Source organism: Paenibacillus sp. MER 99-2 (assembly GCF_023714095.1).
Classification (GTDB): domain Bacteria; phylum Bacillota; class Bacilli; order Paenibacillales; family Paenibacillaceae; genus Paenibacillus.
Genome location: NZ_JAMAUZ010000001.1, coordinates 1,861,489 through 1,887,270 on the forward strand (window position 1 = coordinate 1,861,489; position 25,782 = coordinate 1,887,270).

General features: G+C 42.5%; 21 protein-coding genes and 2 pseudogenes. 12 read left to right on the forward strand and 11 right to left on the reverse strand.

Annotated elements, in window-relative coordinates; translation table 11 throughout:
• Positions 1-293: 293 nt before the first annotated feature.
• The 4 genes from M3636_RS08400 (at position 294) to M3636_RS08415 (ending at position 3,858) form a co-directional block, all read left to right on the forward strand.
• Entirely contained in the window at positions 294-1,718 is a 1,425-nt protein-coding gene (locus tag M3636_RS08400) for a DKNYY domain-containing protein (RefSeq protein WP_251382081.1), read from the forward strand.
• 151 nt (positions 1,719-1,869) lie between these two features.
• Positions 1,870-2,610 (forward strand): type I methionyl aminopeptidase, encoded by a 741-nt coding sequence (gene map / locus M3636_RS08405; RefSeq protein WP_145408590.1) that lies wholly within the window; start codon positions 1,870-1,872, stop codon positions 2,608-2,610.
• 165 nt (positions 2,611-2,775) lie between these two features.
• Positions 2,776-3,396, forward strand: coding sequence for an NAD(P)-dependent oxidoreductase (locus M3636_RS08410; protein ID WP_251382083.1), 621 nt, complete (start codon positions 2,776-2,778; stop codon positions 3,394-3,396).
• A gap of 21 nt (positions 3,397-3,417) precedes the next feature.
• Entirely contained in the window at positions 3,418-3,858 is a 441-nt protein-coding gene (locus M3636_RS08415) for an Imm26 family immunity protein (RefSeq protein WP_251382085.1), read from the forward strand.
• A 525-nt stretch (positions 3,859-4,383) separates the two neighbouring features.
• On the opposite strand, the pseudogene M3636_RS08420 reads toward M3636_RS08415, so the two are convergent.
• Positions 4,384-4,495 (reverse strand): annotated as a pseudogene (locus M3636_RS08420) (IS200/IS605 family transposase); the annotation flags it as partial.
• A 458-nt stretch (positions 4,496-4,953) separates the two neighbouring features.
• Between M3636_RS08420 and M3636_RS08425 the strand changes: the two are divergent.
• Positions 4,954-5,394, forward strand: a pseudogene (locus M3636_RS08425) (GNAT family N-acetyltransferase).
• On the forward strand, positions 5,391-6,017 hold the full coding sequence (locus M3636_RS08430; RefSeq protein WP_251382087.1) for a YczE/YyaS/YitT family protein: 627 nt from the start codon (positions 5,391-5,393) through the stop codon (positions 6,015-6,017). The pseudogene M3636_RS08425 and the gene M3636_RS08430 overlap by 4 nt, the downstream one beginning before the upstream one ends.
• 392 nt (positions 6,018-6,409) lie before the next feature.
• On the opposite strand, the gene M3636_RS08435 is transcribed toward M3636_RS08430, so the two are convergent.
• The 7 genes from M3636_RS08435 to M3636_RS08465 form a co-directional block, all read right to left on the reverse strand.
• Positions 6,410-9,061 carry a glycosylhydrolase-like jelly roll fold domain-containing protein gene (locus tag M3636_RS08435; protein WP_251382089.1) on the reverse strand — a complete coding sequence of 884 codons (2,652 nt, stop codon included), beginning with the start codon at positions 9,059-9,061 and terminating at the stop codon, positions 6,410-6,412.
• Positions 9,062-9,175: 114 nt separating this feature from the next.
• Positions 9,176-10,747, reverse strand: a complete 1,572-nt coding sequence (locus M3636_RS08440) for a type 2 periplasmic-binding domain-containing protein (protein WP_128102229.1) — start codon at positions 10,745-10,747, stop codon at positions 9,176-9,178.
• A 62-nt stretch (positions 10,748-10,809) separates the two neighbouring features.
• Positions 10,810-11,679, reverse strand: a complete 870-nt coding sequence (locus tag M3636_RS08445; RefSeq protein ID WP_128102230.1) for a carbohydrate ABC transporter permease — start codon at positions 11,677-11,679, stop codon at positions 10,810-10,812.
• Positions 11,680-11,681: 2 nt separating this feature from the next.
• On the reverse strand, positions 11,682-12,587 hold the full coding sequence (locus M3636_RS08450) for an ABC transporter permease (RefSeq protein ID WP_128102231.1): 906 nt from the start codon (positions 12,585-12,587) through the stop codon (positions 11,682-11,684).
• A gap of 153 nt (positions 12,588-12,740) precedes the next feature.
• Complete coding sequence (locus M3636_RS08455) at positions 12,741-14,324, reverse strand: response regulator (RefSeq protein WP_251382091.1); 1,584 nt, start codon at positions 14,322-14,324, stop codon at positions 12,741-12,743.
• The gene (locus M3636_RS08460) at positions 14,302-16,152 is read right to left on the reverse strand and encodes a cache domain-containing sensor histidine kinase (protein WP_251382093.1); all 1,851 of its coding nucleotides are present in this window, start codon (positions 16,150-16,152) and stop codon (positions 14,302-14,304) included. Before M3636_RS08460 ends, M3636_RS08455 begins: the two co-directional genes overlap by 23 nt.
• Before the next feature lie 646 nt (positions 16,153-16,798).
• A complete protein-coding gene (locus tag M3636_RS08465) occupies positions 16,799-17,077 on the reverse strand; it encodes a hypothetical protein (protein ID WP_251382095.1) in 279 nt (92 codons plus the stop codon).
• A 183-nt stretch (positions 17,078-17,260) separates the two neighbouring features.
• Here M3636_RS08465 and M3636_RS08470 point away from each other — a divergent pair, with 183 nt between their 5' ends.
• Genes M3636_RS08470 through M3636_RS08490 form a run of 5 tightly spaced genes read left to right on the forward strand, consistent with a single transcriptional unit; the run spans position 17,261 to position 19,573 of the window.
• Positions 17,261-17,503 carry a spore gernimation protein GerQ gene (locus tag M3636_RS08470; protein WP_128102234.1) on the forward strand — a complete coding sequence of 81 codons (243 nt, stop codon included), beginning with the start codon at positions 17,261-17,263 and terminating at the stop codon, positions 17,501-17,503.
• Between the two features lie 11 nt (positions 17,504-17,514).
• On the forward strand, positions 17,515-17,901 hold the full coding sequence (locus M3636_RS08475; protein ID WP_095357838.1) for a spore coat protein: 387 nt from the start codon (positions 17,515-17,517) through the stop codon (positions 17,899-17,901).
• Complete coding sequence (locus tag M3636_RS08480) at positions 17,898-19,034, forward strand: zinc-dependent alcohol dehydrogenase (RefSeq protein WP_251382097.1); 1,137 nt, start codon at positions 17,898-17,900, stop codon at positions 19,032-19,034. Before M3636_RS08475 ends, M3636_RS08480 begins: the two co-directional genes overlap by 4 nt.
• Before the next feature lie 31 nt (positions 19,035-19,065).
• A complete protein-coding gene (locus M3636_RS08485) occupies positions 19,066-19,266 on the forward strand; it encodes a hypothetical protein (protein WP_128102235.1) in 201 nt (66 codons plus the stop codon).
• 10 nt (positions 19,267-19,276) lie between these two features.
• Positions 19,277-19,573, forward strand: coding sequence for a spore coat protein (locus M3636_RS08490; protein WP_128102236.1), 297 nt, complete (start codon positions 19,277-19,279; stop codon positions 19,571-19,573).
• 163 nt (positions 19,574-19,736) lie between these two features.
• On the opposite strand, the gene M3636_RS08495 is transcribed toward M3636_RS08490, so the two are convergent.
• Entirely contained in the window at positions 19,737-20,624 is an 888-nt protein-coding gene (locus M3636_RS08495; protein WP_251382507.1) for a LysR family transcriptional regulator, read from the reverse strand.
• 116 nt (positions 20,625-20,740) lie between these two features.
• Here M3636_RS08495 and M3636_RS08500 point away from each other — a divergent pair, with 116 nt between their 5' ends.
• The gene (locus M3636_RS08500) at positions 20,741-22,129 is read left to right on the forward strand and encodes an MFS transporter (protein WP_128102237.1); all 1,389 of its coding nucleotides are present in this window, start codon (positions 20,741-20,743) and stop codon (positions 22,127-22,129) included.
• A gap of 213 nt (positions 22,130-22,342) precedes the next feature.
• On the opposite strand, the gene M3636_RS08505 is transcribed toward M3636_RS08500, so the two are convergent.
• Both M3636_RS08505 and M3636_RS08510 read right to left on the reverse strand, forming a co-directional pair.
• Positions 22,343-23,752: a glycoside hydrolase family 1 protein gene (locus tag M3636_RS08505; protein WP_128102238.1), complete on the reverse strand. Its 1,410-nt coding sequence runs from the start codon at positions 23,750-23,752 to the stop codon at positions 22,343-22,345.
• 17 nt (positions 23,753-23,769) lie between these two features.
• The gene (locus M3636_RS08510; protein ID WP_128102239.1) at positions 23,770-25,629 is read right to left on the reverse strand and encodes a glucose PTS transporter subunit IIA; all 1,860 of its coding nucleotides are present in this window, start codon (positions 25,627-25,629) and stop codon (positions 23,770-23,772) included.
• Between the last annotated feature and the right edge of the window lie 153 nt (positions 25,630-25,782).

Genomic DNA, 25,782 nt, shown 5'->3' on the forward strand with positions numbered 1-25,782 from the left:
CTTGTATGTAACAAAACCAATGATTGCTTTGACAACAAAAAAGAGTATTGCGGCAACGACGATTAAAACGTAATTATGTGCAACATGTCTGAGCCATTCGTTAATCGTATTGATGTGGTTCACCTCCCTTTACAACATGTTTAATTGGGTTAAGATGCCCAAAATAAATTCAAGTCATTCATTTTACGATAAATGGTTTTACTTTTTTTCTTCTCTAGCTATACCGTTTGCCGAACAATTACAACCAGGTATAAAATGAGAATAATAACCAGTTTTTCTATGGGAGGTGGAAGATGACGAGCAACTTGTTTGTAATCGAAGCGAATCGTGTTTTGTTGAAGCAAGAAGAGGGGGAGCCTACACCGATTAAGGGCGGGATCACGAGTGAAGGCTTCTCCATCATTCATAGTTTCTATCGCGGATGGATCCCATTTGGCTATCTACGTGATGTTCAGGGTGTGTGGTGGTTTGACGGCCGCAAGACGAAAGCAACTTTGGTAACTAGAGATGTGGAAGTATTCCAGGTACTGGGCGATGATTACGGATTAGACGCCAAGCATGTTTATCTGGAGGACAAGCTAATCCCCGAATCGGATGCGGCAAGCTTCGAATTACTGCCAGGCTCGCCTTATTTTGCGAAGGACAAGCATCGACTGTATGTAAAGAGCGGAGATCGGTTTCATACGTGGGATGATATTAATGTCGATACCGCCGTGGCTCTCATGGATTACTGTTCCGATAAGGATCATGTGCTGCATTTATATCATTCGTTATCCTACGCTAATGGCAGTAAAGGTGAATTGCTCGCTTGGCTACAGGAAACTTATCCGCATGTACATGGGTGGTGGCAACCCGACTATAACGAATCAGAACATGGAGCAGAACAGATACAAGGCAATTGGTACAGGACAGATCAAGCAGTCTTTTATTGTGAGGAGATTGGTGGTTCTGGTCGGAGTCGGAATGAAACTCGGCAAATATATAATCTGGTACGCGGTGCAGATCCGGCATCGTTCGAAGTGTTAGATGATCAGTATGGTCATGATGCGGCAGGGGTCTACTGTACTTGGAGAAAAGTTAGCGATGCTGACCCACAAACATTTGAGGCGCTAGGCGGTTTGTTTGGGAGAGATGCTCAGAACATTTTCTATAATGGATATGCTGTCGTTGGAGCCGATCGTGACACATTTCAATGTTTGTTACCATCGGGGTCATTAGGGCTTTCGAAAGACAAAAATCATGTGTACCACGCACAGTTCGTTCGAACAAGTAGACCGTTTGGTCATCCGGATTATATTCTCGAACCAATGCCTGGCGCTGACGCGAAGAGCTTCACGATCTTGTCAGACAATGGAAGCTGGGCAGTCGATCAAGATCACGTATATCAGTGGGGAAGCTTGGCTAAGAAGCTTGACCGTGCTAGCTTTACTTTTTTGTTTAATCAAGGGGTAGAGAGCTGGGCTTACGACAAGCATGGGCTATACAATGCTAATGGCCGGCGTACAGTGAAAGGAATCGATGGTCAGACTTTCCAAGCGTTCAATCGTTATTGGGGGAAAGACGAGCACAACGTATTTTGCTTCATCACTGGTGGCGTACAGCGGGCAGCGGATGCAGCGACGTTCATCGTGACGGACGAGATCGGGGGAGCGGAGGACGCTAATTTTATTTATGTCATCAAAGACGATGGAACAATTAAAAAATCAAAGAAAAAATAGCGAAAAATAACACATAACCATTGATAAAAAAGTTGCGAAGCAGTGCCCCTTTAGATATGATGGTGTAATGCGGTGTTTGGGTGACATTACCTGAGTTAAACCAATAACATATAATGATGAATCGATGATAAAAGATAGTGAGGTCTGAATAATGATTGCAAAAACAGAAGAAGATTTTAATGGATTGAAGGCAATTGGTAAGATCGTAGCGATGATTCGTGATGAATTAGTACAAAAAACCGTCCCTGGCATTACAACAAAAGAGCTTGATGATCTTGCGGGTGAGCTATTTGAAAAAGAAGGGGCAGTCTCCGCTCCGAAAAGTGAGTATGATTTCCCTGGATTTACGTGTATCAGTGTTAATGAAGAAGTAGCTCATGGTATTCCCGGAGAACGTGTAATTCAAGAAGGAGATCTCGTGAACATTGATGTATCTGGATCGAAAAATGGTTATTTTGCAGATACAGGGATTTCTTTTGTCGTAGGTGAAGGGGATGATGTACGTACTAAGGTCTGTGAAGTGGCTAAACTGGCATTCGAAGCTGGTCTGAAAAAAGCAAAACCGGGTTCCAAAAAAAGCGGGATCGGTAAAGCTGTATTCCAAACGGCAAGGCAGAATGACCTAACGGTTATCAAAAACCTCACAGGACACGGAATTGGACGTACAATACATGAAGCTCCCGACCATATTTATAACTATAACGATACTTCGGATGATGAGTTGTTAAAAGAAGGTATGGTTATCGCATTTGAACCGTTTGTCTCTACCTTGGAAGAAGAAGTATTTCAAAAGCAAGATGGCTGGACATTTGCAACAGAGAAAAGTCATGTCGCTCAAATGGAGCATACCATTATCCTTACAAAACAAGGTCCAATTATCATTACACTTTAATAACGTCAAGTGCATATCTATGTTCGATGATGTATAGGGTCGATTCCGTTCAGGAATCGGCTTTATTTTATAGTGTTGATTATTTATAAGTTGCCCCCTAGAATCGATATTAGTTATTTTGCATTAGCATCTAGTCAGATAGTCAGAATTCAGGAGGTTTTTCTTATGCACATTGTAATTCTAGGAGCAACTGGGCGAGTAGGAAGGCATATCGTTGATCTAGCGCTTATGGATGGACACCATGTCACTGCATTGGTTCGGAGCCCAGATAAGTTGAAGCTTGAAGATCGTAATCTAACTATGGTTCCTGGTAATGCATTGAATCAAGCGGATCTTGCACATGTCATCAAGGGGACAGACGTCGTGATTAGTGCATTGAACACAGATGGAACAACCACGCTGTCTGAGAGTATGCCGCTCCTCATTGAAGCTATGTATATTGAAGGCATTCAACGTATCATAACGATCGGAACGGCTGGTATTCTGCAAAGTAGGATCTCTCCGGATCTTCTACGATATCAATCTAGTGAATCTAAACGGAAATCAACTCGTGCAGCAGAGGAACATCATCGTGTATATACATTGCTTCAACAATCTACGCTGAACTGGACGATCGTGTGTCCTACATATTTACCAGATGGAGAACGTATAGGTACGTATCGGATTGAGCGGGATGTTTTGCCTGAAGGCGGCGTTGAAATATCTGTTATGGATACAGCAGAATTCGCTTACAAGCAGATCACGGATCATTCGTATATCAAGTCTCGTGTGGGCATTTCTTATTAACGCTATAGAAAGGGGGATCGAATGATGAAAAGTATAAAACGTAGGAGAATAAAACTTGGAGAGGTGTATGCCATTGATTTGCCTAACGGCAAAGTTGCTTTTGGCAGAAGGTTCAAGGATACATGTATAGCTATTTATAGTTACATTGGGAGTTCCTATGAAGATACACCCCAGGAAGAGGATTATCAATTTGTAATAGGTGTGTATGATGATGTGTTAAAGTCAGGTCAATGGCCTGTCGTTGATCACCGTCCGTTTGCAAACGAAGAAGAAGCCTGGCCACCTCCGATGTGCGTCATCGACCAGTTGTCAGGTGAATATTCGTTGTACCATAAGGGTGAAATGCGACATTCGAGTCAGCAGGAATGCAAAGGCTTAGAAATCGCTGCTGTGTGGGAAGCGTATCACATTGTGGATAGAATAACAGGCAATGATAAGTGGCATAAAAATCCTTTAAGTTAAGATAGTTACGTAGAAGGGAGGTTGCAAATTACTATATAAGAAAGTTGAATAAGTACGTATAACATAAGGTGAAATATAAGAAAGTATATGTATGGAATACCATTAGCATATTTAACCATACAAAATGAGAAGAATCACGAGGGTTATATATGCCGATAGACACATTTATCCATATATTACGACCGAAATTTCAGATTTAATGGATGCCGATGCCGATCGATATTGTAAAAAAACTGATTGTGGATTGAAGAAGTAATAATATCAAGGAATTACAATAAAATGCATGAAAGTATTAACCGGTCTAAAAACTAATTAGTAAACCTATAGCAAGTTAAGTTTAAGTGATTTGGATAAATTGAGAAGAACTTATGAAATGACAACGAATGAAAGAAATTATCAGAAGTCGATCAATCAGATCGTAAATTGAGAAACAAACACACACAAGCGTACACAAACAATGCTGCTGCTGCTGCTTCATTGTTTAATACTGTTTCACAAAACTCGTATTTTGTACATATGTAAATTACATAAGCGTTTGAAAATTTCGATCAGATCTCTTCTCACACTTCGGGGTGAATACGTTGTGGTATTTGCACATCCACTTTATGTGAGCTAAACTGTAGCTCTTGTTTGCCATCTTTGACCATTCCGATAAATTTGAGATGTTCAGGCTCAAATTTATCGGAATGGTCTTCGTGGTCAAACCCTAGGCTCTCCACCCGCATAGCGGGTGGTTTTTTCTTCAACTGGCTAAAGCCATAATAAAAAAGCCGCTAAAATAGCGACTTCAATGGGAATATGTTCTTGTCCCACGACAGATAATGTTTACTCACTCTTTACTTTGGGAGTTTAGTTGTGAGTAAGCCCCCCTAGGCTATCCATTTCGGCAATCGTACAGAGTTCTTGTCCCCCGCCATCTACGTAAAAACGGCCTCAATCTATCGGTTACATGAATCGGGAGCGTCTTTCGTAATCGTAGTTCTTCAGCTCTTTTTTGTTGTATTTACAACAAAAAAAATTTCATTTATAATCATTCTGAAAGTAAGTTTAATTTGTTTTTAATTTCAAAATGAATTTCTGAAAGGATTAAAAGAAATGAAATCAAAAAAAATAGACTCATTTGAGGAGCTCAACTTCGCTTTTCAAATAAGAGAAGAAGTGTTTGTGAAAGAACAAAATGTACTACTTGAAGATGAGTTTGATGATTAAGATAATTTAGATGGACAGTCTGACCACATCCTGGTCTATTTTAATGAACAACCCGCCGGAACAGGCAGAATTATTATCCTAGATGGCGTAGGTAAATTAGATCGAATATGTATCTTAAAACCTTATCGCCAATATGGTATCGGTAAATTGATCGTTACATCACTGGAAGAAATTGCAGAAAAAAAAGGAATATCCAAAGTTAAATTACACGGACAGAAACATGCAGAGGGATTTTATCACAAGCTAGGATACCAAACTACCTCCGAAGTATTTATAGAAGATGGAATTCCGCATTATCTAATGGTAAAAGACTTATTATTGAAATGATGCCGTTATCACGTGTAAATCAATATTTAATTTACGCAATTGGTATCTTAATTCTAACTCTTGGCATTACGTTGACCATTCAATCAGATCTTGGAAGCTCTCCATTCGACGCTCTTCTGGTAGGTTTGTCCCTAAACGTAGGTTTAACTGTTGGTAGCTGGGAGGTTATCAGTGCTCTAGTTATGATATTTTTTAATTCGTTACTACAAAAACAGAAACCCGAATATTTGGGCTTAGTAACTGCCCTTATAACAGGTATATGTATTGATTTCTGGCTGTTATTGTTACGGACTTGGGTGGCACCTGATCTATTGTTTTTCAAATTTCTGTGTTTTGGCTGCGGTTTGGTGGTTGCAGGAATAGGAACGGCCATATATCTGCAAACCAATTTTGCACCGATTCCGATCGATCGGTTAACACTCTCACTAAAAAAAATAACTCGAACGAATATATTTTTTGCGAGAACTCTGATTAACGTTGTACTCCTGTTCATGGCATTCATTTTTAATGGACCCATAGGTATAGGGACTGCACTTGCTGTCTTTTTCAGTGGGGCTATTTTAAATGTTTTCATGCCATGTATTGGAAAGATGATAGAAAAATTGAGTTCAACAGAACCATGAAGTAATGAGATGGATGGAAACCATTCCGCTTAGAATACATCTTAAACCTAAAAAGCAGCTATAAATATCGCAAAAAAACCGTTAACCATGTTGTATAGGGTTAACGGTTTTAAAATTATTTTTTCAACTTATAAAGCATCTTAATATCAATTTAGCTTTCTAACACTCTGCTCTGAACATAATGAAGCAACTTCTTAAGCCAAAGTGTATCATTCTGAATTGAGTCGTAGGCATGATCGCGCATTTAATAACAGTGCATCTTGCAGGTGTTCTTGCATATCAGTCCCCTGAGATGTATGAAAATCAATAAATTCCAGCTTCTTATTCATTTTTCTCAATAATATCCTTAATTAAGTATGCAATCTCCTCTCTAAAAATAGTTTAATACTCCTTTACTTATTACTGCTTATCCAAATTGGACCCATAAGTCCGCTTGGCTCCTGTTGAGCAAAAGAGGATAAAAAATCTTGCTTATCTTTTACTAGCGTATTCGTTACTTCGATGGTGAGCATATTTAATCCCTTCTTCAAGAGTTCATTTAATTCAAAGTGATAAGGCGGACAAATTCGCACGCCTACATGTTCTCCGTTCAACCATACTTCTGCGGTTTCATACACCTTACCCAAATCCAAAAGAGCATGATTTACGAGGTATTGCCATTCAAATTGGGTTTCATAGCGAAACGTTCCGGAAAAATACGGCAGATAATCGGGCGAGCTCATATTGGTTAACGTACTTAATTGGCCCCACTCCACAAAATGAGGGTAGTGTTCGGCGTCCGCCGTTGACACCATCCACTTGGCATGAAGATCACTGATTTGGTTGAACTCCATATCCGCTGGATCTATCGCATAACTATCGAAGTTATTTCCATGAAGCAGAACGATGGATTCATATGGACATAGAGTCAGTGACACAGAATTCAAATCAGTGTCTAAAAGATTCAAACATCTCAAACGGTTCAGAAAAGCATCATACGCATAGATAGCACCTTTAACAGGTAAAACAACCTCTGTACGAATCGTGTTATGCGGACTCTCGTTAAAAAACATAAATACATCCAAATCAGGATGAACATAGTGATAATGCCGCAGATAAGGTTCATGCGAACGCACCTGAATATCGAAATATCCATTGCTAACCAGATCCTGCGACAATTTGTTCAGCGCTACCTTCTTAACGTTCCTATGACTCGCAAGACATAATAGCTCACCAGCAACTTCAATGCCTTCGCTGGAACGCTTGGGCATTCCGTCAACAAAATAAATGGCCAGCCCCTGATCCGCAAACCGAACTAAACGCTGCAGCAGTGCCGCAGGAAGCGCATCCGCATTAGGCAGGATCAGGCATGTATAATCTTCTAGATGCACATGCAGTCTGCCATCCCTCACACTCGCTCCGTCCAGAAGAACATCGATCGGAAGAATATCGCAGTCAATCTGATGTTGCATCAATTCCTTGACGGGCTCCTGAAAATACATAGCTTCCCCTGACCACTCAGCTTCAGCGTGATACACAACACCTGCAGTCGCCATGTGCCTTCCACCTGAAATCAGGTGGCTAATTCGGTTCATATATTGATTTAGATGTTTGTAGTATCGATACTGCGGATTTTTACCGCCTGCATACATATGCGGTGGGCAATCCGGATCCAGAAAGGGTTTCTGAGTAAAGGCATGCGGGACGAAGTAGTTAACCCCGCGCACCAGCATATGGTCAGTAAGCCACTTCATCAGCTTCAAGCCTTCCGTCCAGCCATAGGCTCCATACAATTCGCACATCGTCCGACCTTGTTTTTTGGGATCAATGTGCCCGAGCGATACAGCCAGCTTCGCCAGGCCGTAGTGGAAGAACAGACTGTCCGTCTCTCCTGACGTCGTTCGGAAACTCAGTTGGTCAAAGCCGGGTACGATCTGCCATAACACTACATCAAGACCCGACATGTCCTGTCCCCAAAGCGAGCGGAAGAAGTGACCTGCACCGGGACCAAGCCTAGCATGAACATTGTTGTCTTCGAGAACATGTCCGATATATTCAACTCCGCGAGCTCGGCACCAATCCCCAATTTGATTGCAGAAGTTGTCTGCGTAGAGCTTGCTAACGATATTCATATAAGTGTACCGTATAGTATGAGATCGCTCTTTCTCATTCTGCCAGAGAAGATAGAGATCCTTACGATAGTCCTCACCGAGAGCCTGCTCCAGCAGAGCCGGTATTTCAAGGCTCCAGGGAAGCGACACCCCTGGTTTGCCGGGTCTTGAATTGAAGTCGAAGGTGATCGGGTCATTATAGAATCCAGGTTCGTCCGAAAAGAAGCCCGCAAAAGTCTTTCCGAAATCCGCTTGATAACGTTCATAGACCGCCTCATAAACCGTATTGATCAGAATCCGTACAGAAGCCCGATCCAGCGGGTTCAGGTAATCTTCCTGCGCCTTGCTGCCTCCCTCCTTATTGGCAGAAATTATAAATACGCGCCAGTATCCTTCGGGGATGTCCCAATACAGAATACCGTCCTGCACATGTTCAGTGATGTCGACGCAGTCGCTCATTAATGTTCCATTGGAGGGATCCCGGCGGACTGCAACAGCGGAAACCAGTTGGTTTTTCCCTTTTGCATGTTGAGGATACGATATTGTAGGGCGAAGCCCAGTCATCAGCAATGTATCCAGCAAAAAAGAGGCACCTTTTGCAGGACCCAGAGTATCAATATAACGCTCACCCAAAAACAAGCGGTGAAGCTCTTCCGGAGCTTCATGTATTTTGCCTGCCGCATGCCCCGTTGGAAAATGATCATCATCCAGCAGCCATACCTTCATCCCGCGCTTACGGGCTTCATCCATAATAATGTCCATGTCTGTCCACCATTTTGGTCCCAGAAAATCAGGATGCGGCCGAGCTTCAACACACACAGCACTGATGCCTGCCTCATCCACACGAGCCATCTCTTCCCGGATCACCTGCTCCTCCTCCCCATGCTGCCATAGAAATGGGAGGATATAATTATGTTCCTCACCCTTGAGCACTTCCATTAACCGATTTGTCATGATTCCCTCCTGGTCTGGCTTCTATTTCAAACCGTAGATTTGTACCTGCACGTCAGATCATATTAAAATTCGCCCGCCTTCAACAGAATGCGGGCGAATATCTTCGTTAATTCATTATTTCTGGACCTTGGCGTACCAATCTCTTGCGCGTTTGGTCACTTCTTCCCCGCCTGATCTGTTCCATTTATCTACAAACTCATCGAACTTGCTGATTGGGTACTGTCCCAGAATGATTTTCGTGGCGTATTCCACGTATAGCGTTCGATTATTAATGTCCGGGAAGCTGTCATACACGCTGGCTGGCATACCGTCACCGGCAATGACTTTCGCGTATTTCTGGGCTTCCTGCATATTACGGGTCACCTGGTCGATCGCCCATTGGCTGTCTTCTGATGATGTGCTATTAAAGAGGTCTATCGTAAAATCAAGCGTCGCCAAAGTCGAATACGGATTCAAAAGTTGATTTTCCTGACTGCTCTTGTCATCGGGAAGTTTAACGGCTTTGCCGTCTTTCATTTCATAGTGCATGCCTTCCACGCCCAGGAACAGATCCTTCCAGTTCTTTTTATCATACATATTGTTCAGCAGCTTCAGGGTAGCCATCAGCTTGTTCTCATCCTTGTTGTTCTTGATGACCCACTGCGGAGGTGCGAATCTCTTCATTGAGTAGAAACCTTCATATCCTTCAACTTTCGGTACAGGGAGCACGGTAAAGTTAGCCTTCACGCCTGTGTTCTTCTCCAAATTCTCCAAAATCATATTGCCATGCTCGACCCAGTGAAAATAGTTTCCTACCTTGTCAGATTGAATTTTGCCATCCCACTTATCCTTCGTGTTCAGAAGTGACTCCTTGTCGATTAGACCTTCCTTATACAGCTTGGCCGCGAATTCCAGAGCTGCCCTCATATTCGGAGTCACTGCAGAATAAGTCAGCTCGCCGTCGTATATATCCCACTCCGGATAGCCTTCGAACATCGCTACCCCGTACATAGCAAACAAGTGGTCCATCCACCGCGCCTGCTCCCTGCCCCCGGTAGGAAGCTCATCCTTCTGGCCGTTGCCGTTAGGATCCTTATCCCGAAACGCTTCAAGTACCTTAACATATTCATCCTGCGTCTTCGGCATCGTCAGCCCCTGTTGATCGAGCCAATCCTGCCGGATCATGCCCGCGTATCTTCCGTATTCCACAACCCCAGGAATATAGTAGATTCTTCCCTGTCCTGTAGGATCATTTGCCTTGACTACATCCCACATCTCCTGCGGGATGGCTTCCCATACATTTGGCGCATATTTAGGCAGCAGGTCGGTCAGGTCGGCAATGGCACCATTTTTAGCCAAACTGTCTTCAATGCCCTGCTGAGGGATGAACAAGTCAGGCATTTCATTGGCGGCAATTTTCAGGTTCAGTTGGTTCAGATAGTTGGTGCCTCCGTTCCATTCCACATACGGATGAATTACACCCACACCAAGCTTCTCCTTATAAAACTCATACAACTGGCTACCCTTGGTAATCGGTTTATAACCGATGTTCGTTCCCCATACTTCGATATCGACAGTTCCATCCTCATTGGCCGAAGTCTGTCCAGCAGCGGAAGAATCGCCCGTTGAGCTTGAATTACAGCCGGTAATCGTGCTTATCGCAAGAACACCTGCAGCCATCATTAAACCCATTTTTTTTAGAATCATAGCTAATCCCCTTTCAATCATTTGATATTCTTATAGATTCTTCTAATCATTGAAAAACGAGATCAACCCTTCACAGAGCCAAGCATAGCTCCTTTGACAAAATACTTTTGCAGGAAGGGATACACAATGATGATCGGAATCATCGCAAAAATGACGGTTGCTGCTCTCAACGTCCGCTCATTATAATTCAGATCCACTGTTGAAGCAGCACCTGCCATCATAACGCTATCGTCGGTGATAAACTGCCTGATCTTGATCTGCAGCGGAAACCAGTTGGTATCCTGTAGAAAAAATAACGGATGCTGAAATTGATTCCACAACACGACACCATAAAATAAGGCAAGGGTTGCCATTACAGCTTTGGACAAGGGAAGAACGAAATGGAACAGCATGCGGAAATAGCCGCAGCCTTCAAGAAAGGCTGCTTCCTCCAGCTCTTTGGGAAATTGTTTGAAGAAGGTTCTCATGATGATCAAATTAAATGGATTCAGAATATGCGGCAAGATCAAGACCAGTGGATTATCATAAAGTCCAATACTGCGAACCGTCAGGAAATACGGAACAATCGGCGCTTTGAAGATCATTGCAATAACAACACATAACATAATCACGGATCCCCATCGGAACTCTGATTTCGACAGTGGATACGCGAACAAGGCTGTCATCAGTAGAGCTAGTACTGTTCCAATCACAGTCGTACCTACTGTCAGAAAGAAGGATCTCCACAGATCCGGACGATCAATGATGTATTTCCATGAATCTAGCGTAAATTCCTTTGGCCATAGTGTCACCAGGTTCATGTCCACGACGCTTTTGGAACTAAATGAGGTGGAAATTACAGAAAGTAGCGGAATGATGGCTGCAATGGAAAACAGGATGAGAAAAATGGTAACTCCGGTAACAAATGCTCGCTCTCTTCTCGCTTCAACCATTTTTACCAAAGCCCCCCATCCGACACTTTTTTGGACAGTTTATTAAATACAAATACCAGGATAAAGCCAATGACCGACTGAAATAACCCGACCGCTGTTGCAAAACTATACTGCCCTTGCTGAATACCGGTTCGGAACACGTACGTATCCAAAATATCTCCCACACTGTATGTCATTGGGGTGAGCATATTAAATACCTGATCAAATCCGAGATCCAGGAAGTTTCCAATTTCGAGCAGGAAAAGCACAAGCACGGTTGGTAAGAGCAGCGGGAACGTGATGTGACGAATCTGCCTTAGTTTTGATGCCCCATCGATCATTGCTGATTCGTAGAGTTGCGGGTCAATCGCGCTAATTGCTGCCATATACACCACAGTTCCCCACCCGGCGTCTCTCCAGATGGACGAGATGGCATAGATGGGTCTGAAATAGTCACTCTCCTGCATAGCCAGCACAGGATCCAGCCCAAACCACCCGATAACGATATTGAACAATCCGCTTAAAGAAAAGAAATCGAACAATATCCCGCCAACGATAACCCAGGATAAAAAATGAGGGATATACAGTGCCGTTTGGATTCCTTTTTTTAACGCTGATTTGCGAATCTCGTTAATCATCAGAGCCAGTAATACAGGCACCGGAAAAACCAACACAAGTTTCAAAAATCCGAGCATTAGCGTGTTTCCAAATACCCTTGCAAAATCGGGATGTTCGATTAAAGTTTTAAAATGTTTGAGTCCTACCCACGGACTGTCACCGAACCCTTGAAATACCGAGTAATCCTTGAACGCAATGATTGCACCGCCCAGCGGGACAAATTTAAACACTACGAGAAAAACGATACCCGGAATAGCCATCACGTATAGTGGCCAATACACTTTCATTCGATGAAGAGCAAAAACCTTCAACTTATCCCCCCCCCAGTATCCTCTAATGAATCCGCTTACATTTTAACTATACAGCCAGAATAATCCTCACTCAATTAGGCATTTTTAAGTTAAAACAAGTGTTTTTTAAGAAAATGAATGCCACTTCGTTATGAAGTGGCATTCCCTTGATTTTTATTGTTTTGCAAGACTTTTTCGATATTCCCTTGGTTTGAATCCAGTCCATTTTTCGAACATGCGTGCAAAATGCTGCGCATCCGAATAACCTACCTTATGGCAGATTTCATACACTTTCAAATCAGTCTGTTCAAGCAATTCCTTCGCTTTGCTGATCCGTATGTGGGTCAGAAAATTCAAATATGTTTCACCTGTTTTTTGTTTGAAATATTGGCTTAGGTAATACGGGTTCATATAAAAGCGAGCAGCTAATTCGGCTAGGCTGATAGGTTCATCATAATGGTCTGTGACATATTCCTTGATCTCTGAGATCATGTCCTTTTTTTTGGGAGTACGTTGTTCCAGCAAAAATCCAATGATTCCAACAATGACTTCCACCATCCATTGTTCCAGAGACGCTAGCGTTTTAAACCGTGAAATACCCTCCAAAGATAACAGCTGAAGACTTAATAACCTGTTCTGCTGAAGCTGCTGAAAAGATACTTTCCGAATGCTCAGCAAAAGGATATTCAAGCACTGCAGCTGGAGATCTGCAGGACTAAAACTTGTTTCAGTTTCTATTCTTCTAAAGATGCGGTGGATCATATCCACGCTTTCCTTTTCATTCATGTTATCGATGGCAACCTCCAGGTCTTCGATCATCTCCTCTGTAACCAGCTCGCTTTTCCCTGTCAGATTCGTGATCTGGGTAAACGAAATGACGGGCTCTGCACCCTTGATGACTTGATAGCTAAGGGCACCTCGCGCCTCCTCAAAGGATTGGCTAATACCACCAGGCCGATTCTGAACGCTGCCGATGCCAATCACGCTGGAGACGTTCAATTGTCTGAACAGAACATCATGAAGGCGCTGAACCGTGTCAACCATATCTCTGCTCTCCAAAGCTGCATCGTGCATCACAATCACCGCAATTTGTGCACCTGAATAGCGAAAGCGATACACATTACTGTACTGTCTGAAGACCAGATCAATCTGTCTAAATACAGGATCAAACCCGAGCTCTTTTAGAACGTCTGCTTTACTGCGGATTTCAATCAGGATACACGTAAATTGCGTACTCTCCTTAGGCATGCATCCGATCCTTTGTAGCTCCTCTGTCATTTCAGTATGATCATTACCCATATCCAGAATATCTCGCAAGCCATCTTCCTGGATGCGTTGATGTGATGCCAGTTTTAATGCATCCATTTCCTGGACCTTGTTTCGCTCTATGCGAATTGTATCCATGACCTGACAAACACAATCACGCAATTCCTGTTCTTCAACCGGCTTATTGATGTAAAAATTCACACCAAGTTGCATGCCTTTTCGGGCATATTCAAAGTCCGCATATCCGCTTAACAAAATGAATCTGCTCTGAATGTCGACCTCTTTAAGCATTTGGATCATTTCTAGTCCTCCAGCCTGTGGCATACGAATATCAGTAATAACGATGTCTGGCTGCCATTTTTGAATCAGCTCGAAGCCTTCTCGTCCATTGTAAGCTGTTCCGACCACTTCACATTCTGGAATATAGCGATCTATCATTTTTTTGAGTCCTTCCAATATCCCTTTTTCGTCATCTATCAAAATAAGTTTCATTTCTCTCACCTTCCTTTTTCGCATCGAAACTTATATTCTCAAGCTTGACTATGCCGGGAATCCGAATTTCAATGGTCGTGCCATTCTCGATGCCAGATAGCACTTTAATATAATATGAATCTCCATAATGGAGCTTAATTCGTTCTGCAATATTGATCAGTCCTAGACCGTTCTCTCCATGGTCATCTTGGTTTTCCAGACTGTATCGGTTTGAACCCGCCTGTTCCAGCAATGAATTCAGTTCCGTCCATTTCTCCGGCGACATTCCAGTTCCATTGTCCGAAATTGTGATCAGAATCTCACCGTTTTCCGTCCAGCTCCCCTCAATCTTAATAATTAAGGCTAGACTGTATCCTGCAAAACCATAATTAATGCTATTTTCAACAATAGGCTGAAATACCAACGGAATGATGCTGCAATCCAGCATTTCATCCGGCATATTGACAGACAATGTGAACATATCATCGAACCGGATGTTTTGAAGCAGCAGATAGTTCCCTGTGTACTCCAGTTCATGCTTAATCGAGTGATGTCTCCCTTCTTTTCCAAGTGTTAACCGGAACATTCGAGCCAGAATTTTAATCATCCCTGCCGTATCCTCGTCATCTTTTACCAATGCCTTCATCCGAATGGATTCCAAGGTATTGTATAGCATATGGGGGTTAATCTGATGTTGAAGAGCGAGGAACTTGGCTTGCCGCTGCTTGATTTCGGCCAGGTACACCTCTTCTATTAACGTTCTGATCGTAATAATCATTTTGTTATAGCTGTATACCAGACTTCCAATTTCATCACTGGTCTGTTCTTTCTCTATGGGAAGATATTGGCCTACCTCAGCCTGCTTCATGCTTCTTCGAAGTGCCTTGATGGGTCTTGTAATTGTATAACTGAGCCACAGCGAGATCAGGAAAATAATCAGGCAACTTGTCATGATCACAATCATAGTAAGACCTTTTATCTGATTGATTTTTTGCAGCAATTTGGCGCGGGGTATCTCGGTTTTAATGAATAATTCCCCTTGGGTCGTGTGTTCCGATAAAATAATCCGATCTTCATTTCCGCTGTCTCCCGAAGGCTCGAATTCGGAATGGAGCACCTGCTCCCATGTAATCCGGCCACTGGCAGCTTCGGAATGATAAACTATCTCTCTACGATCATTGCTTATAATCACGCTAATGCCATATTTATCACGGGCCTGCAAAAACTCATGCTCAAGCTGAAGCAGCGTAAAGGGATCGAGATCGATTAGAAGTATGCCGGCATATGCTCCTTTCGAATTAAAGAGTACTCTTCCCACGGTCACAACGGCGCCTGCACCCTTATCCTCGTAATAAGAACGATCGTGCAGACCGCTAATAAAAAAGGTCTGATCCGAATTGCGGAGCTGCTTATACCAATTCTGGGATAACAGTCTGCTCTCATCGACTCGACTGGTCGTAGTCGTGTATTGGTACACGCTATTATCGCGGCTGATCAGCATTACGGTGCTGATTTCGGATTTGAGCAATGACACCCTCATAAGAAGTTGCTGAACGGCCACCCGCTGGTTAACCTCCTCGTTCATGGGTATGCTTGACCCTTCTCCAAGTCTGTAGATTAATTCGTTTTCCACTAATACTGACTTCGTAATCTTGTCATATTCCTTGATAAATTCATTCAAAGAGGACTTGATCTGGGATGTATACAAGGAGGCAAATTCTTGTGAGGATTCTTCCAGCCCGTTGGCTGATTGATGAAATATGAATACGCTTACAATTAATAATGGAATGATACAGGCTAGAAGATAACTCAACATCAATTTGTTTTGAAACCTCAACTTTTTTATCATGGGCATCCCTTCCTTCGGTGCTCATCTAAAATCTACTTTCCGTCCATAATTGGGTTAACTTTAACGCTCCGACCCCTATCTTGTAAAGGGATTTTTCTGCCTTCAAGCATAGTTTACAGCAGAATGAGGCCATGGATCATGCTCAACATGTATTGTCTTTAAAATGACTATGTATTACCTTAAAAACAACCTGTTGATAGCGAAAATGATATATTCTTTTTGCACCGAGTCCCCAAAGAAGAAGAACTCTATATCCGCTAGTCCCCTAATAATAAGCATTAAACCTAGAATGGCAAAGCTGCACAACGGGTTAAGACTCTTACTTTTACAAAACGATGTACCCCCCCTCCAGTAAATCGGCTAAACTTCGTATCGGCGTGTCAAGCTTCATTTGTCGCTTCAAACAGCTTAATGATATGACTCCAGGTGAATATCGAAATCGTGCCAGAATTTTTGAAATTGTCCGATACATCTAAAAATACAAAAACTTCGGCTTACGCCGAAGTATGTTGACGATAACGATATGTGTTCTAAAAAATGCTTCCTCTGATCGTCAACGCAGGGTAATTCCCCCATGTAGAGAGTATCGGCATAAATTCGGATAAGAAGGAAAAACTCTGACATGCTTATCAGTACCACAACCATTTTATTGTTGGTTCCGCAGACGTAATGCGTTTGCTGAAGTTTGCGCTTGATCTAAAAATCCCTCTGCTCGGGTCAACTGCTGCCGTGCCTTCTCCAACGCTTGTGAATCTGTTGCATTAGATTCATTTAACGAGCTTATTGCTTGATTTAAAGCCGTCTGCACTTCAGAAACGGCGTTAAATGCATGCTGCTCCAGTGCATTTCCACTCGAGTTAAGGGCACCTTCTGCCGGCTTTCTTGCATTTTCGGTGTCTAGATCAATTTTGTTTTTATTGGGCACAGTGAGTCCTCCTCCCTATTTCAAATCATTTAAAACAGAAATAAGTATCGGATTAAGATTTTGTTTATATTCCTGCAATGGTATGGGAATATTCGGATCTTCCTCTTCCGCAATCCATTTTAGTATAAGATCCAATTCGTTGGAAAATCTAACGTTAATGAAAAAGGAGGTGATCATTTCTCCATGAACAAGCCAACACTAGCGCCGCACGAGTCGATGGAACTGCATGAAGCTTTAAACTTTAAAACGCTATGCATCGCTAAGTCAAAACTGATGCAAGGCCTGGTTTTTGATCAAGAACTAAAAGCTTTAATGCAAAAAGACGTCATTCAGTCCATACAACAGATCGCTGAACTGCAAGCCATTTACGCGAAAGCTCCTTTCCAAGCACCTGTTCCGAGTAGTCCGACACCTATAACACATTAAGGGGAGCTCAAATGAATACCGATTATTTAGACCCGATTAACTCATTAAATATGCCGGAAATGGCAGACATGACTTTTGCTATGGACTTCCTTATTCGTGCCAAGGAAGGTGTGCGTAATTTGTCCATCGCCCTGACGGAAACGGCTTCACCAGATGTAAGAGCCCTGCTGCACACTCAGCTTAAACAAGGGATTGCTATGCACCAGGAAATCTCGGAGCTCATGATTCGCAAAAAGTGGTTCCATCCTTACGAGCTGAATGAACAGTACCAACTTGACCAGCTATCGGCGAATAATACGGTGATGATTGGGCAGATGAATCTGTTCCCAGGAGATACGTCGCGTAAAGGGATGTTTGATCGGACCCCAGATGAACATATTGGAGGACATAAAGCATGAAGGCGGTAACGTATCAAGGGGTTAAAAATGTCGTGGTCAAAGAGGTTCCGGATGCGAAAATTGAGAAACCGGACGATATGATCGTAAAGATCACCAGTACCGCCATTTGCGGTTCTGACCTTCATCTTATTCACGGGATGATCCCTAACCTTCAGGAGAATTATGTCATCGGACATGAGCCGATGGGGATCGTAGAAGAAGTAGGCCCTGGCGTGACAAACCTAAAAAAAGGCGACCGTGTAATCATCCCGTTTAACATCGCATGTGGAGAATGCTTTTTTTGCAAAAATCAGTTGGAAAGCCAATGTGACAATTCCAACGAGAACGGAGATATGGGCGCATATTTCGGCTACTCGGGAACGACCGGCGGATATTCTGGCGGGCAAGCTGAGTATTTACGGGTTCCGTTTGCCAATTTCACCCACTTTAAAATTCCTGAAAACTGTGAACAACCGGACGAAAAGCTAAGCTTGATCGCTGATGCCATGACCACGGCTTTCTGGAGCGTAGATAATGCCGGCGTAAAAAATGGAGATACGGTCATCGTTCTCGGATGCGGCCCAGTCGGACTCCTGGCTCAGAAATTCTGCTGGCTGAAAGGAGCAAAGCGGGTCATAGCCGTTGACTATGTCGATTACCGCTTGCAGCATGCGAAACGAACGAACAACGTCGAAATCGTAAACTTCGAACAAGATAAGAACATTGGCAATACTCTCAAGGAAATGACCAAAGGCGGCGCCGATGTTGTGATTGATGCAGTAGGAATGGACGGCAAAATGAGTGATCTTGAATATTTAGCCAGCGGTTTGAAACTGCAAGGTGGCACCATGAGCGCTTTTATCATTGCATCTCAGGCTGTCCGCAAAGGCGGAACCATTCAAGTTACTGGGGTATATGGCGGGCGCTATAACGGATTCCCACTCGGTGACATCATGCAGCGAAACGTGAATATCCGTTCCGGACAAGCTCCGGTCATTCACTACATGCCATATATGTACGAGTTGGTTACGTCTGGCAAGGTGGACCCTGGCGACATTGTTACGCACGTCATTCCGCTCAGCGATGCCAAGCGGGGCTATGAAGTGTTCGATACAAAAACGGACAATTGTATCAAAGTCATCTTAAAGCCTTAAATATGGGTAGATACATGGGAGGACAATTCGAATGAATTCTAAATACGCATTGCATGAGGTGCTCGAGGTGCATGAAATTGCTACGTTCAAAACGGTTTGCTTGACTAAATCCCAGACCATGCAAGCTCTGGTAACCGATCCGGAACTCATGCAAATTTTGCAACAAGATGTGACATTATCACAACAGCAGCTTCAGGAGCTCAGTGAAGTGCTGTCTAAAGCGACTGTATAGGAGATAAATAATGAACCCAATATTAGAACATATGTCAGGCCTTCATACGCTTACTGATGACGTGATTGCAATGGATTTGTTGATAAACGCCAAAAGCGGAGTCAGAAATTACGCCATGGCTGTGACCGAATGTGCCACTCCAGAAATCAAGCGAATTTTGATGAAACAGCTCGATGAAGCTATAGACTCTCATGAAAAGATATCACATTACATGGTACAGCATGGCTTGTACCATCCATATCATATTCCAGAGCAAATCCAGCTCGATCTGAAAAACATTCAAACTGCTATGAACATTCTGTCCTGATACCGATTAACCATTACGGGGAATTTTCGGAGTGCAAAATGTACCTATGTCCATAATCCAGCAATGAAACAAGGGCGAATGCACTCCGCCCTTGTTTCTGCTGCGTCACGAAACATATTTAAACAAGCATTTACATCCTTTTTTCCCTTTAACTATCGGATAATTAAATGGTCTGTTTGGATATCGTTTCGAAATATTCTATAACTACCTCACGGAATTCGAGAGCAGCCCGCGAAATGTACCGACTCTTGTGCCATAGCAAAGCGATCTCCCGCACCAACTCATGATTCTCTACTTTGAGATATTTGATATGTTCCCCAGAATGTCTTGCCGTACTTGGTATAAAGGCTATGCCAATTCCCGCTTCTACTAGAGAACTTAGCCTTGCAGGTTCATCACCTTCATACACATATGTAGGTATAAATCCAACCGATTTGCATATAGAATCCACCAGATCACGAGTACCGTAGCCTCTTTTTACACCAACAAAACTTTCATCTCTTAACTCAGTCAAAGATATGCTGTTTCGGTCAGCAAGCCAATGCCCTTTGGGAACAGCTACAAGAATGGGGTCTATGAACATGATTTGACATTCAATGTCTTCCCCCCTTATAGGAGGTGAGGACAAGCAAAAATCAACCTCTCCTCTATGAAGAAGCGTAACCATTTCCTGTGTGGTGAGCATTTGCACATGAAATTGGATATCGGGTCGCTTGTTTCGAAACTCTCGAAGGATCTGAGGCAATGTGCTTGCGGTGGTCACCGCCAATTCGAGTGTGTCATGTTCTGGACTGGACAAATCGCTAATCTCATGCTTCCCCTGCTCCAATTCAAACAATGCTCTTTCTGCACGGCGATAGAATCTGCTTCCAAACTCATTCAATCGCAGTTTCCTCCCTATTCGATCGAATAACGGGACTCCCAAATCTTCTTCTAAACGCCCAATTGTTTTGCTTAGTGATGATTGAGTGACATGCAGACTTCGTGCTGCTTCTGTCATATGTTCCACACGAGCTACTTCGAGAAAATATTTCAGTTGAAGAAGTTCTATTTTACAACCCTCCACTCATTCCTTTGAGTCAATGAAATCATAACATAAAATGCATTGGAATAAATAAATGATTTCAAGTACGATGATGACACTACATACAGATCAGGGGGATTGAAATGAGTATTCGCAATAGGTGGTTGATGATCTCCGTTGGACTAGGAATTCTATTGAACCCCTTAAATTCTTCAATGATTTCAGTTGCAATTCCAAGGCTGCAAAATGAGTTCCAACTCGATTTCACCGTGGTATCATGGATTATTTTTTCTTTCTACATTGCGAGCGCTATCGCTCAACCTATCATGGGAAAAGCTAGCGATTTATTCGGACGGAGGAGGATATTTCTTACGGGACTTGTTGTATCCTTCGTTGCATCATTATTAGCTCCACTATCTTCAAACTTTGGGTGGCTCATCGTATTCCGCATTGTACAATCCATCGGAACAAGCATGATGGTTGCCGTTGGAATGGCCATTGTGCGAATACATATTACGGAGAAACAAGCGACTGCACTGTCATTTCTGAGCATATTCCTATCCGGAGCGGCAGCGATTGGCCCCTTTATTGGTGGAGTCATCATTCACTGGTGGGGCTGGCCTGCTATCTTTTTGGTTAATATTCCGTTCGTAGTGACAAGCTTTTTATTAGCTTGGAGGCATATTCCTAAGGATATTCCGACTACGACATCCGTTGCTCACAACATGTCCTTACGCAAATGGTCTGATTTGATTGATGCGCCAGGAGTTCTCCTATTTACCATGGGTCTGGTTGCTCTACTCGTTGGATTATTGTCCACAAAATCGTCTGGTCAAATTTCATTAAACAACGTTATTGTGGGGCTAATTGGCTTCGTTGGACTGGGAGCTTTCGTGCGACATGAGTTAAAAGCGAAAGCACCTTTTATTCCTATACGCACATTCGTTAAATATCCTGCAATGACTTGGGTCAATGTCGAATTCTTGCTCTTTAACTTGCTTTTTTACTCTCTCTTTTTTGGACTTCCGTCCTATTTGCAAATCGTTCGTCATATCAGCGAGTTCCATACAGGGATGCTCATGCTAAGCTTAGGCTTGTGCTCGCTCGTTACTTCTCCAATGGCAGGACGATGGATCGATAAATCAGGTCCCAGGCCAGCATTGCTTATGTCCGGAATGCTTATGACATTTGGATCCGTGTGGATCGTAACACTGGATCAAACTTCACCAGTTATCAGTGTGTGTCTGGCTTTAGCTGCATTCGGTATTAGCAATGGGTTGAACAGTGTCGCTATGCAAGCGGCCTTATTCAAAAGTTCACCAAAAGAAATTATAGGTGTAGCATCTGGAATATTTAATACCTCCAGATACCTGGGAACCATTCTCTCTTCTATACTGATTAGCAGTGTAATGGGAGATAACTTCAGCTTCGAAGGATTTCGAGTACTTGGGATTATCCTCACGTTAATTGCATTGTCATTGGTATTCATAAATTGGCGGCGCAAGGAGAAAGGGCAGTTGCATGGATCCTAGTTATCTGACAGATGTAAATTAATCCTGACTGAACTGTGGGACAATTCTTTATTAAAGCTCCTCCGTTTTTGTGATCAATGTTTAGATATACATCTAATCGGAATTCGGACTATGTTCTTGTCCCTCGACAGATCAACCCCCTTTTTCATCCCTTTTCATTTCCAATAAAACATAAAGCCGATCAGATTGATCGGCTCCATTTGAATTAGTATGTTAAAGACTTTCTCCATTTGTTTTTATTACATTTTGATAGTAGTAGAATGAATCCTTTTTGGTTCGGTTTAAGGTTCCGTTACCTTCTCTGTCTAGGTCTACATGAATGAACCCGTAACGCTTTTCAATATCAAAAGTGCCCGCAGAAATAATATCAATTGGCCCCCAGTAAGTGTACCCCATGATGGATACACCATCTTTGATCGCTTCCTTCAGCGCAATAAGGTGTTGCCTCAAATAATCGATGCGATACTCATCATGGATCTTTCCATCAATTATTTCATCTTTGGCACCCATGCCATTTTCAACAGGAATCAAAGGCACTTGATAGCGATCCCATAATTCATTCAAAGTAAACCGGAATCCAAGAGGATCTATTTGCCATCCGAAGTCACTTGTTTCGAGATATGGGTTCGGCGTGCCAATATCTCCTCCAGTATCGCCGAAATAAGGTTGTCCTTTCTCATGTGTGGTCGTTCTGTAGTAACTGAAAGCCAAGAAATCGTTCGTGTAGGATTTCATGAGTTCTAGGTCCTCATCGTGCATTTCGATATGACAATCATTCTCTTTCCAAAGACGATAAACATATGTTGGATAATATCCTCTTAACATGACATCGGGAAAGAACAAAGCTCTTCTTCGAATGTCCTGCGTTTCAAATACAGCGACCGGATCGCACGTATGTGGATAGATATTACTCAGTGACATCATACAACCAATTTGTGCATTTGGGATGATTGCACGACACAGTTTAATCGCCTTTGCATTTGCCACAAACATATGATGACTAGCTTGATAGATCGCTTGCATGCGATTCTCATTTTCTTTATAGATGATTCCACCCACATAAAATGGATTTCTTCTCATATTGTTAAGTTCATTGAATGTCATCCAGTATTTCACTTTGTTTTTATATCGATTAAAGATGACCTCACAGTACCGCTCGTAAAAATCAATTAATTTTCGATTTCTCCAGCTGTCATATTTCTCTACGAGATTATATGGCGTTTCATAGTGTGAAATGGTAACGAGTGGTTCAATTCCATATTTCAACAGCTCATCGAACAGTTCATCGTAAAACTGCAATCCCTTTTCGTTTGGCTGGTCGTCATCGCCATTAGGAAATATTCTGGTCCAGTTGATAGATGTTCTGAAAATTTTAAAACCCATTTCTGCAAACAGTTTAATATCTTCCTTGAATCGATGATAAAAATCAATTCCTTTTTCCAGCGGATGATATTCTCCTTGTTTTGGTACACTGAAAGATCCTACGTCAGATAATCCTTTCAAAAAGCAACTGGCCAAGTCCAAGCCCTTGCCATCTACCCATCCACCTTCTGCCTGATTGGCAGCAATCGCTCCCCCCCACAAAAAGTTCTCAGGAAATTGATCTTTATACGTGTTGTTCATGTTGTGCACTCTCCCCATTATTTAATCTCGGCTACTGGGTTTTGCCCATTTAGCACTTCTCCGTATCCCAACAACTGAATTTCTTTCTCTTTCGGATCTGTAAAAATGAGTAATACCGACAAATCCAAGTTGGTTGTTTTCAAATAGTCCAAATCAAGTGTGACAAGTTCTTCTCCAGCTTGTATACGTTGGCCCTGCTGGACCTTTATGTTAAAGCCCTTGCCCTTCAGAGACACGGTATTGATTCCGATATGAATCAGGATTTCAACTCCGTCATCCCTTGTTATTCCATAGGCATGACCTCCTTTAAATACTGTTGTCAATACGCCACTACAAGGTGAAACGACGACGTTATCTTTTGCAGTAAAGGCAATTCCTTCTCCCATTGCTTTTGTAGAGAAAACTTCGTCTTTCACTTCCGACAACGGGAATGAAACACCATCGACAATGGAGACTATTTGTGTTTCAGACTCGCTAACCCGTGGGGTGGACGTAACATTATTTTGCTGTTTCAGCTGCTCACCTTCATCGATACCTAAGATGAATGCCACAATAGCCGAAACAACGATTGCCACGATACAGGCTATAAGCATAGTGATCAGCGTTTCTTGGAAAATTGGCATTGCTAAAATGGTTGTTTTACCCATGATGTATGCTCGTGCTCCAAATAAACCTGCAACAATACCACCCACAGCCCCACCAGCCATGACTCCAATAAGCGGTTTTTTGTATTTCAAAGCAATACCGTAAATAGCTGGTTCTGTAATTCCTGCAAAAATAGATCCAAATCCAATTGCCAAAGCCTCTGAACGCAGAGTTTTGCTCTTAGCACGGAGACCTACCCCGATAGCAGCCCCTCCTTCTGCCATTGCATGAAGAATCAACGCCGGTTTGAAATACGGATCATACCCTGGATTCGCGAAACTCTGTACCATAAAAGGAGCAATTACAGTATGTGTACCAGTCATTACCAAGAACGGCAAGAGGGCCGCTAACAAACCAACAACAACAGGACCAATAGTTCCTTGTGTCCATAAAAATCCACCAACAACAATGTTGCCAATCAAGTTACCGAAAGGTCCAAACACAACAAAAGTTAAAATAGACGCTGTTAAAACCGTCAACATACCAACCAAAACCGATTTTAAAATACCTGGAATAATCTTGTTGAAAAATTTTTCAAGATAATAAACAGCTACAGTAGAAAGTAACGCAGGAATCATAGTGCTTGAATATTTGATCAGTAAAACAGGCAAACCAAAGATATGAGTTGTTCCTCCATTTTCCACCAATGCTACAAACCCGGGATATACTAATACACAAGCAACAAAAATGGCATAAATCGGATTTGAACCAAGTTTTCTTGAAGCCCCGTATGCTACAAAAATAGGCATAAAGTAAAACGGAACATCAGCTAGAAAATTGATTAATGAATAGGACTCAGTTTTGTCGAATGAAGGTAAAATCATTACGATGATCATAAGCATAAGCTTCAGCATTCCACCTGCAATCAACCCGGTAATCATCGGGCTCACGGAACCTGCAATGAAATTTATCAGATCAAGAAGAAGGCTTTTAATCGTTCTTGGCTTCTTCTCTTTTTCTGGCATAGAGCCGCCTTCCTCACCAGAAAAGCGGTATTTTTTCATGATCATGTCATAAGCAGGTAACAAATTCTTACCCATGATGACTTGAAGTTGCCCGGCACCGAATACTGCCGAAATCACACCGTCAATCGATTTGAGTCCTTCGAGATCAGGTTTCTTCTCATCTTTCACGATAAAACGTAGACGGGTCATACAATGTGATAAAGAAACAATATTCTCTTCTCCACCACTTTTTTGAACGATTTCATCTGTGATTTTTTTGAAATCCATAAAGGTTCCCCTTTTCGTATAATCCATGATGTTTAAAATGCATGTTAATTAAGCAAAACCAATAAAGCAATTGGTATAAAATTTAAATATAATCATCAGGCCCTGTCTGATTACGCTTTCATTATAAAAGTCCTATAGAAGATTGTAAAACCG

Bases quoted from the DNA above. Each gene is read 5' to 3' on its own strand.
- M3636_RS08430 (WP_251382087.1), top strand. From the start codon at position 5,391: ATGATGCCGTTATCACGTGTAAATCAATATTTAATTTACGCAATTGGT.
- M3636_RS08500 (WP_128102237.1), top strand. From the start codon at position 20,741: ATGAGTATTCGCAATAGGTGGTTGATGATCTCCGTTGGACTAGGAATT.
- M3636_RS08410 (WP_251382083.1), top strand. From the start codon at position 2,776: ATGCACATTGTAATTCTAGGAGCAACTGGGCGAGTAGGAAGGCATATC.
- M3636_RS08505 (WP_128102238.1), bottom strand. From the start codon at position 23,752: ATGAACAACACGTATAAAGATCAATTTCCTGAGAACTTTTTGTGGGGG.
- M3636_RS08455 (WP_251382091.1), bottom strand. From the start codon at position 14,324: ATGAAACTTATTTTGATAGATGACGAAAAAGGGATATTGGAAGGACTC.
- M3636_RS08415 (WP_251382085.1), top strand. From the start codon at position 3,418: ATGATGAAAAGTATAAAACGTAGGAGAATAAAACTTGGAGAGGTGTAT.
- M3636_RS08490 (WP_128102236.1), top strand. From the start codon at position 19,277: ATGAACCCAATATTAGAACATATGTCAGGCCTTCATACGCTTACTGAT.
- M3636_RS08510 (WP_128102239.1), bottom strand. From the start codon at position 25,629: ATGGATTTCAAAAAAATCACAGATGAAATCGTTCAAAAAAGTGGTGGA.
- M3636_RS08445 (WP_128102230.1), bottom strand. From the start codon at position 11,679: ATGGTTGAAGCGAGAAGAGAGCGAGCATTTGTTACCGGAGTTACCATT.
- M3636_RS08460 (WP_251382093.1), bottom strand. From the start codon at position 16,152: ATGATAAAAAAGTTGAGGTTTCAAAACAAATTGATGTTGAGTTATCTT.
- M3636_RS08440 (WP_128102229.1), bottom strand. From the start codon at position 10,747: ATGATTCTAAAAAAAATGGGTTTAATGATGGCTGCAGGTGTTCTTGCG.
- M3636_RS08480 (WP_251382097.1), top strand. From the start codon at position 17,898: ATGAAGGCGGTAACGTATCAAGGGGTTAAAAATGTCGTGGTCAAAGAG.
- M3636_RS08435 (WP_251382089.1), bottom strand. From the start codon at position 9,061: ATGACAAATCGGTTAATGGAAGTGCTCAAGGGTGAGGAACATAATTAT.
- M3636_RS08485 (WP_128102235.1), top strand. From the start codon at position 19,066: ATGAATTCTAAATACGCATTGCATGAGGTGCTCGAGGTGCATGAAATT.
- M3636_RS08475 (WP_095357838.1), top strand. From the start codon at position 17,515: ATGAATACCGATTATTTAGACCCGATTAACTCATTAAATATGCCGGAA.
- map (WP_145408590.1), top strand. From the start codon at position 1,870: ATGATTGCAAAAACAGAAGAAGATTTTAATGGATTGAAGGCAATTGGT.
- M3636_RS08470 (WP_128102234.1), top strand. From the start codon at position 17,261: ATGAACAAGCCAACACTAGCGCCGCACGAGTCGATGGAACTGCATGAA.
- M3636_RS08400 (WP_251382081.1), top strand. From the start codon at position 294: ATGACGAGCAACTTGTTTGTAATCGAAGCGAATCGTGTTTTGTTGAAG.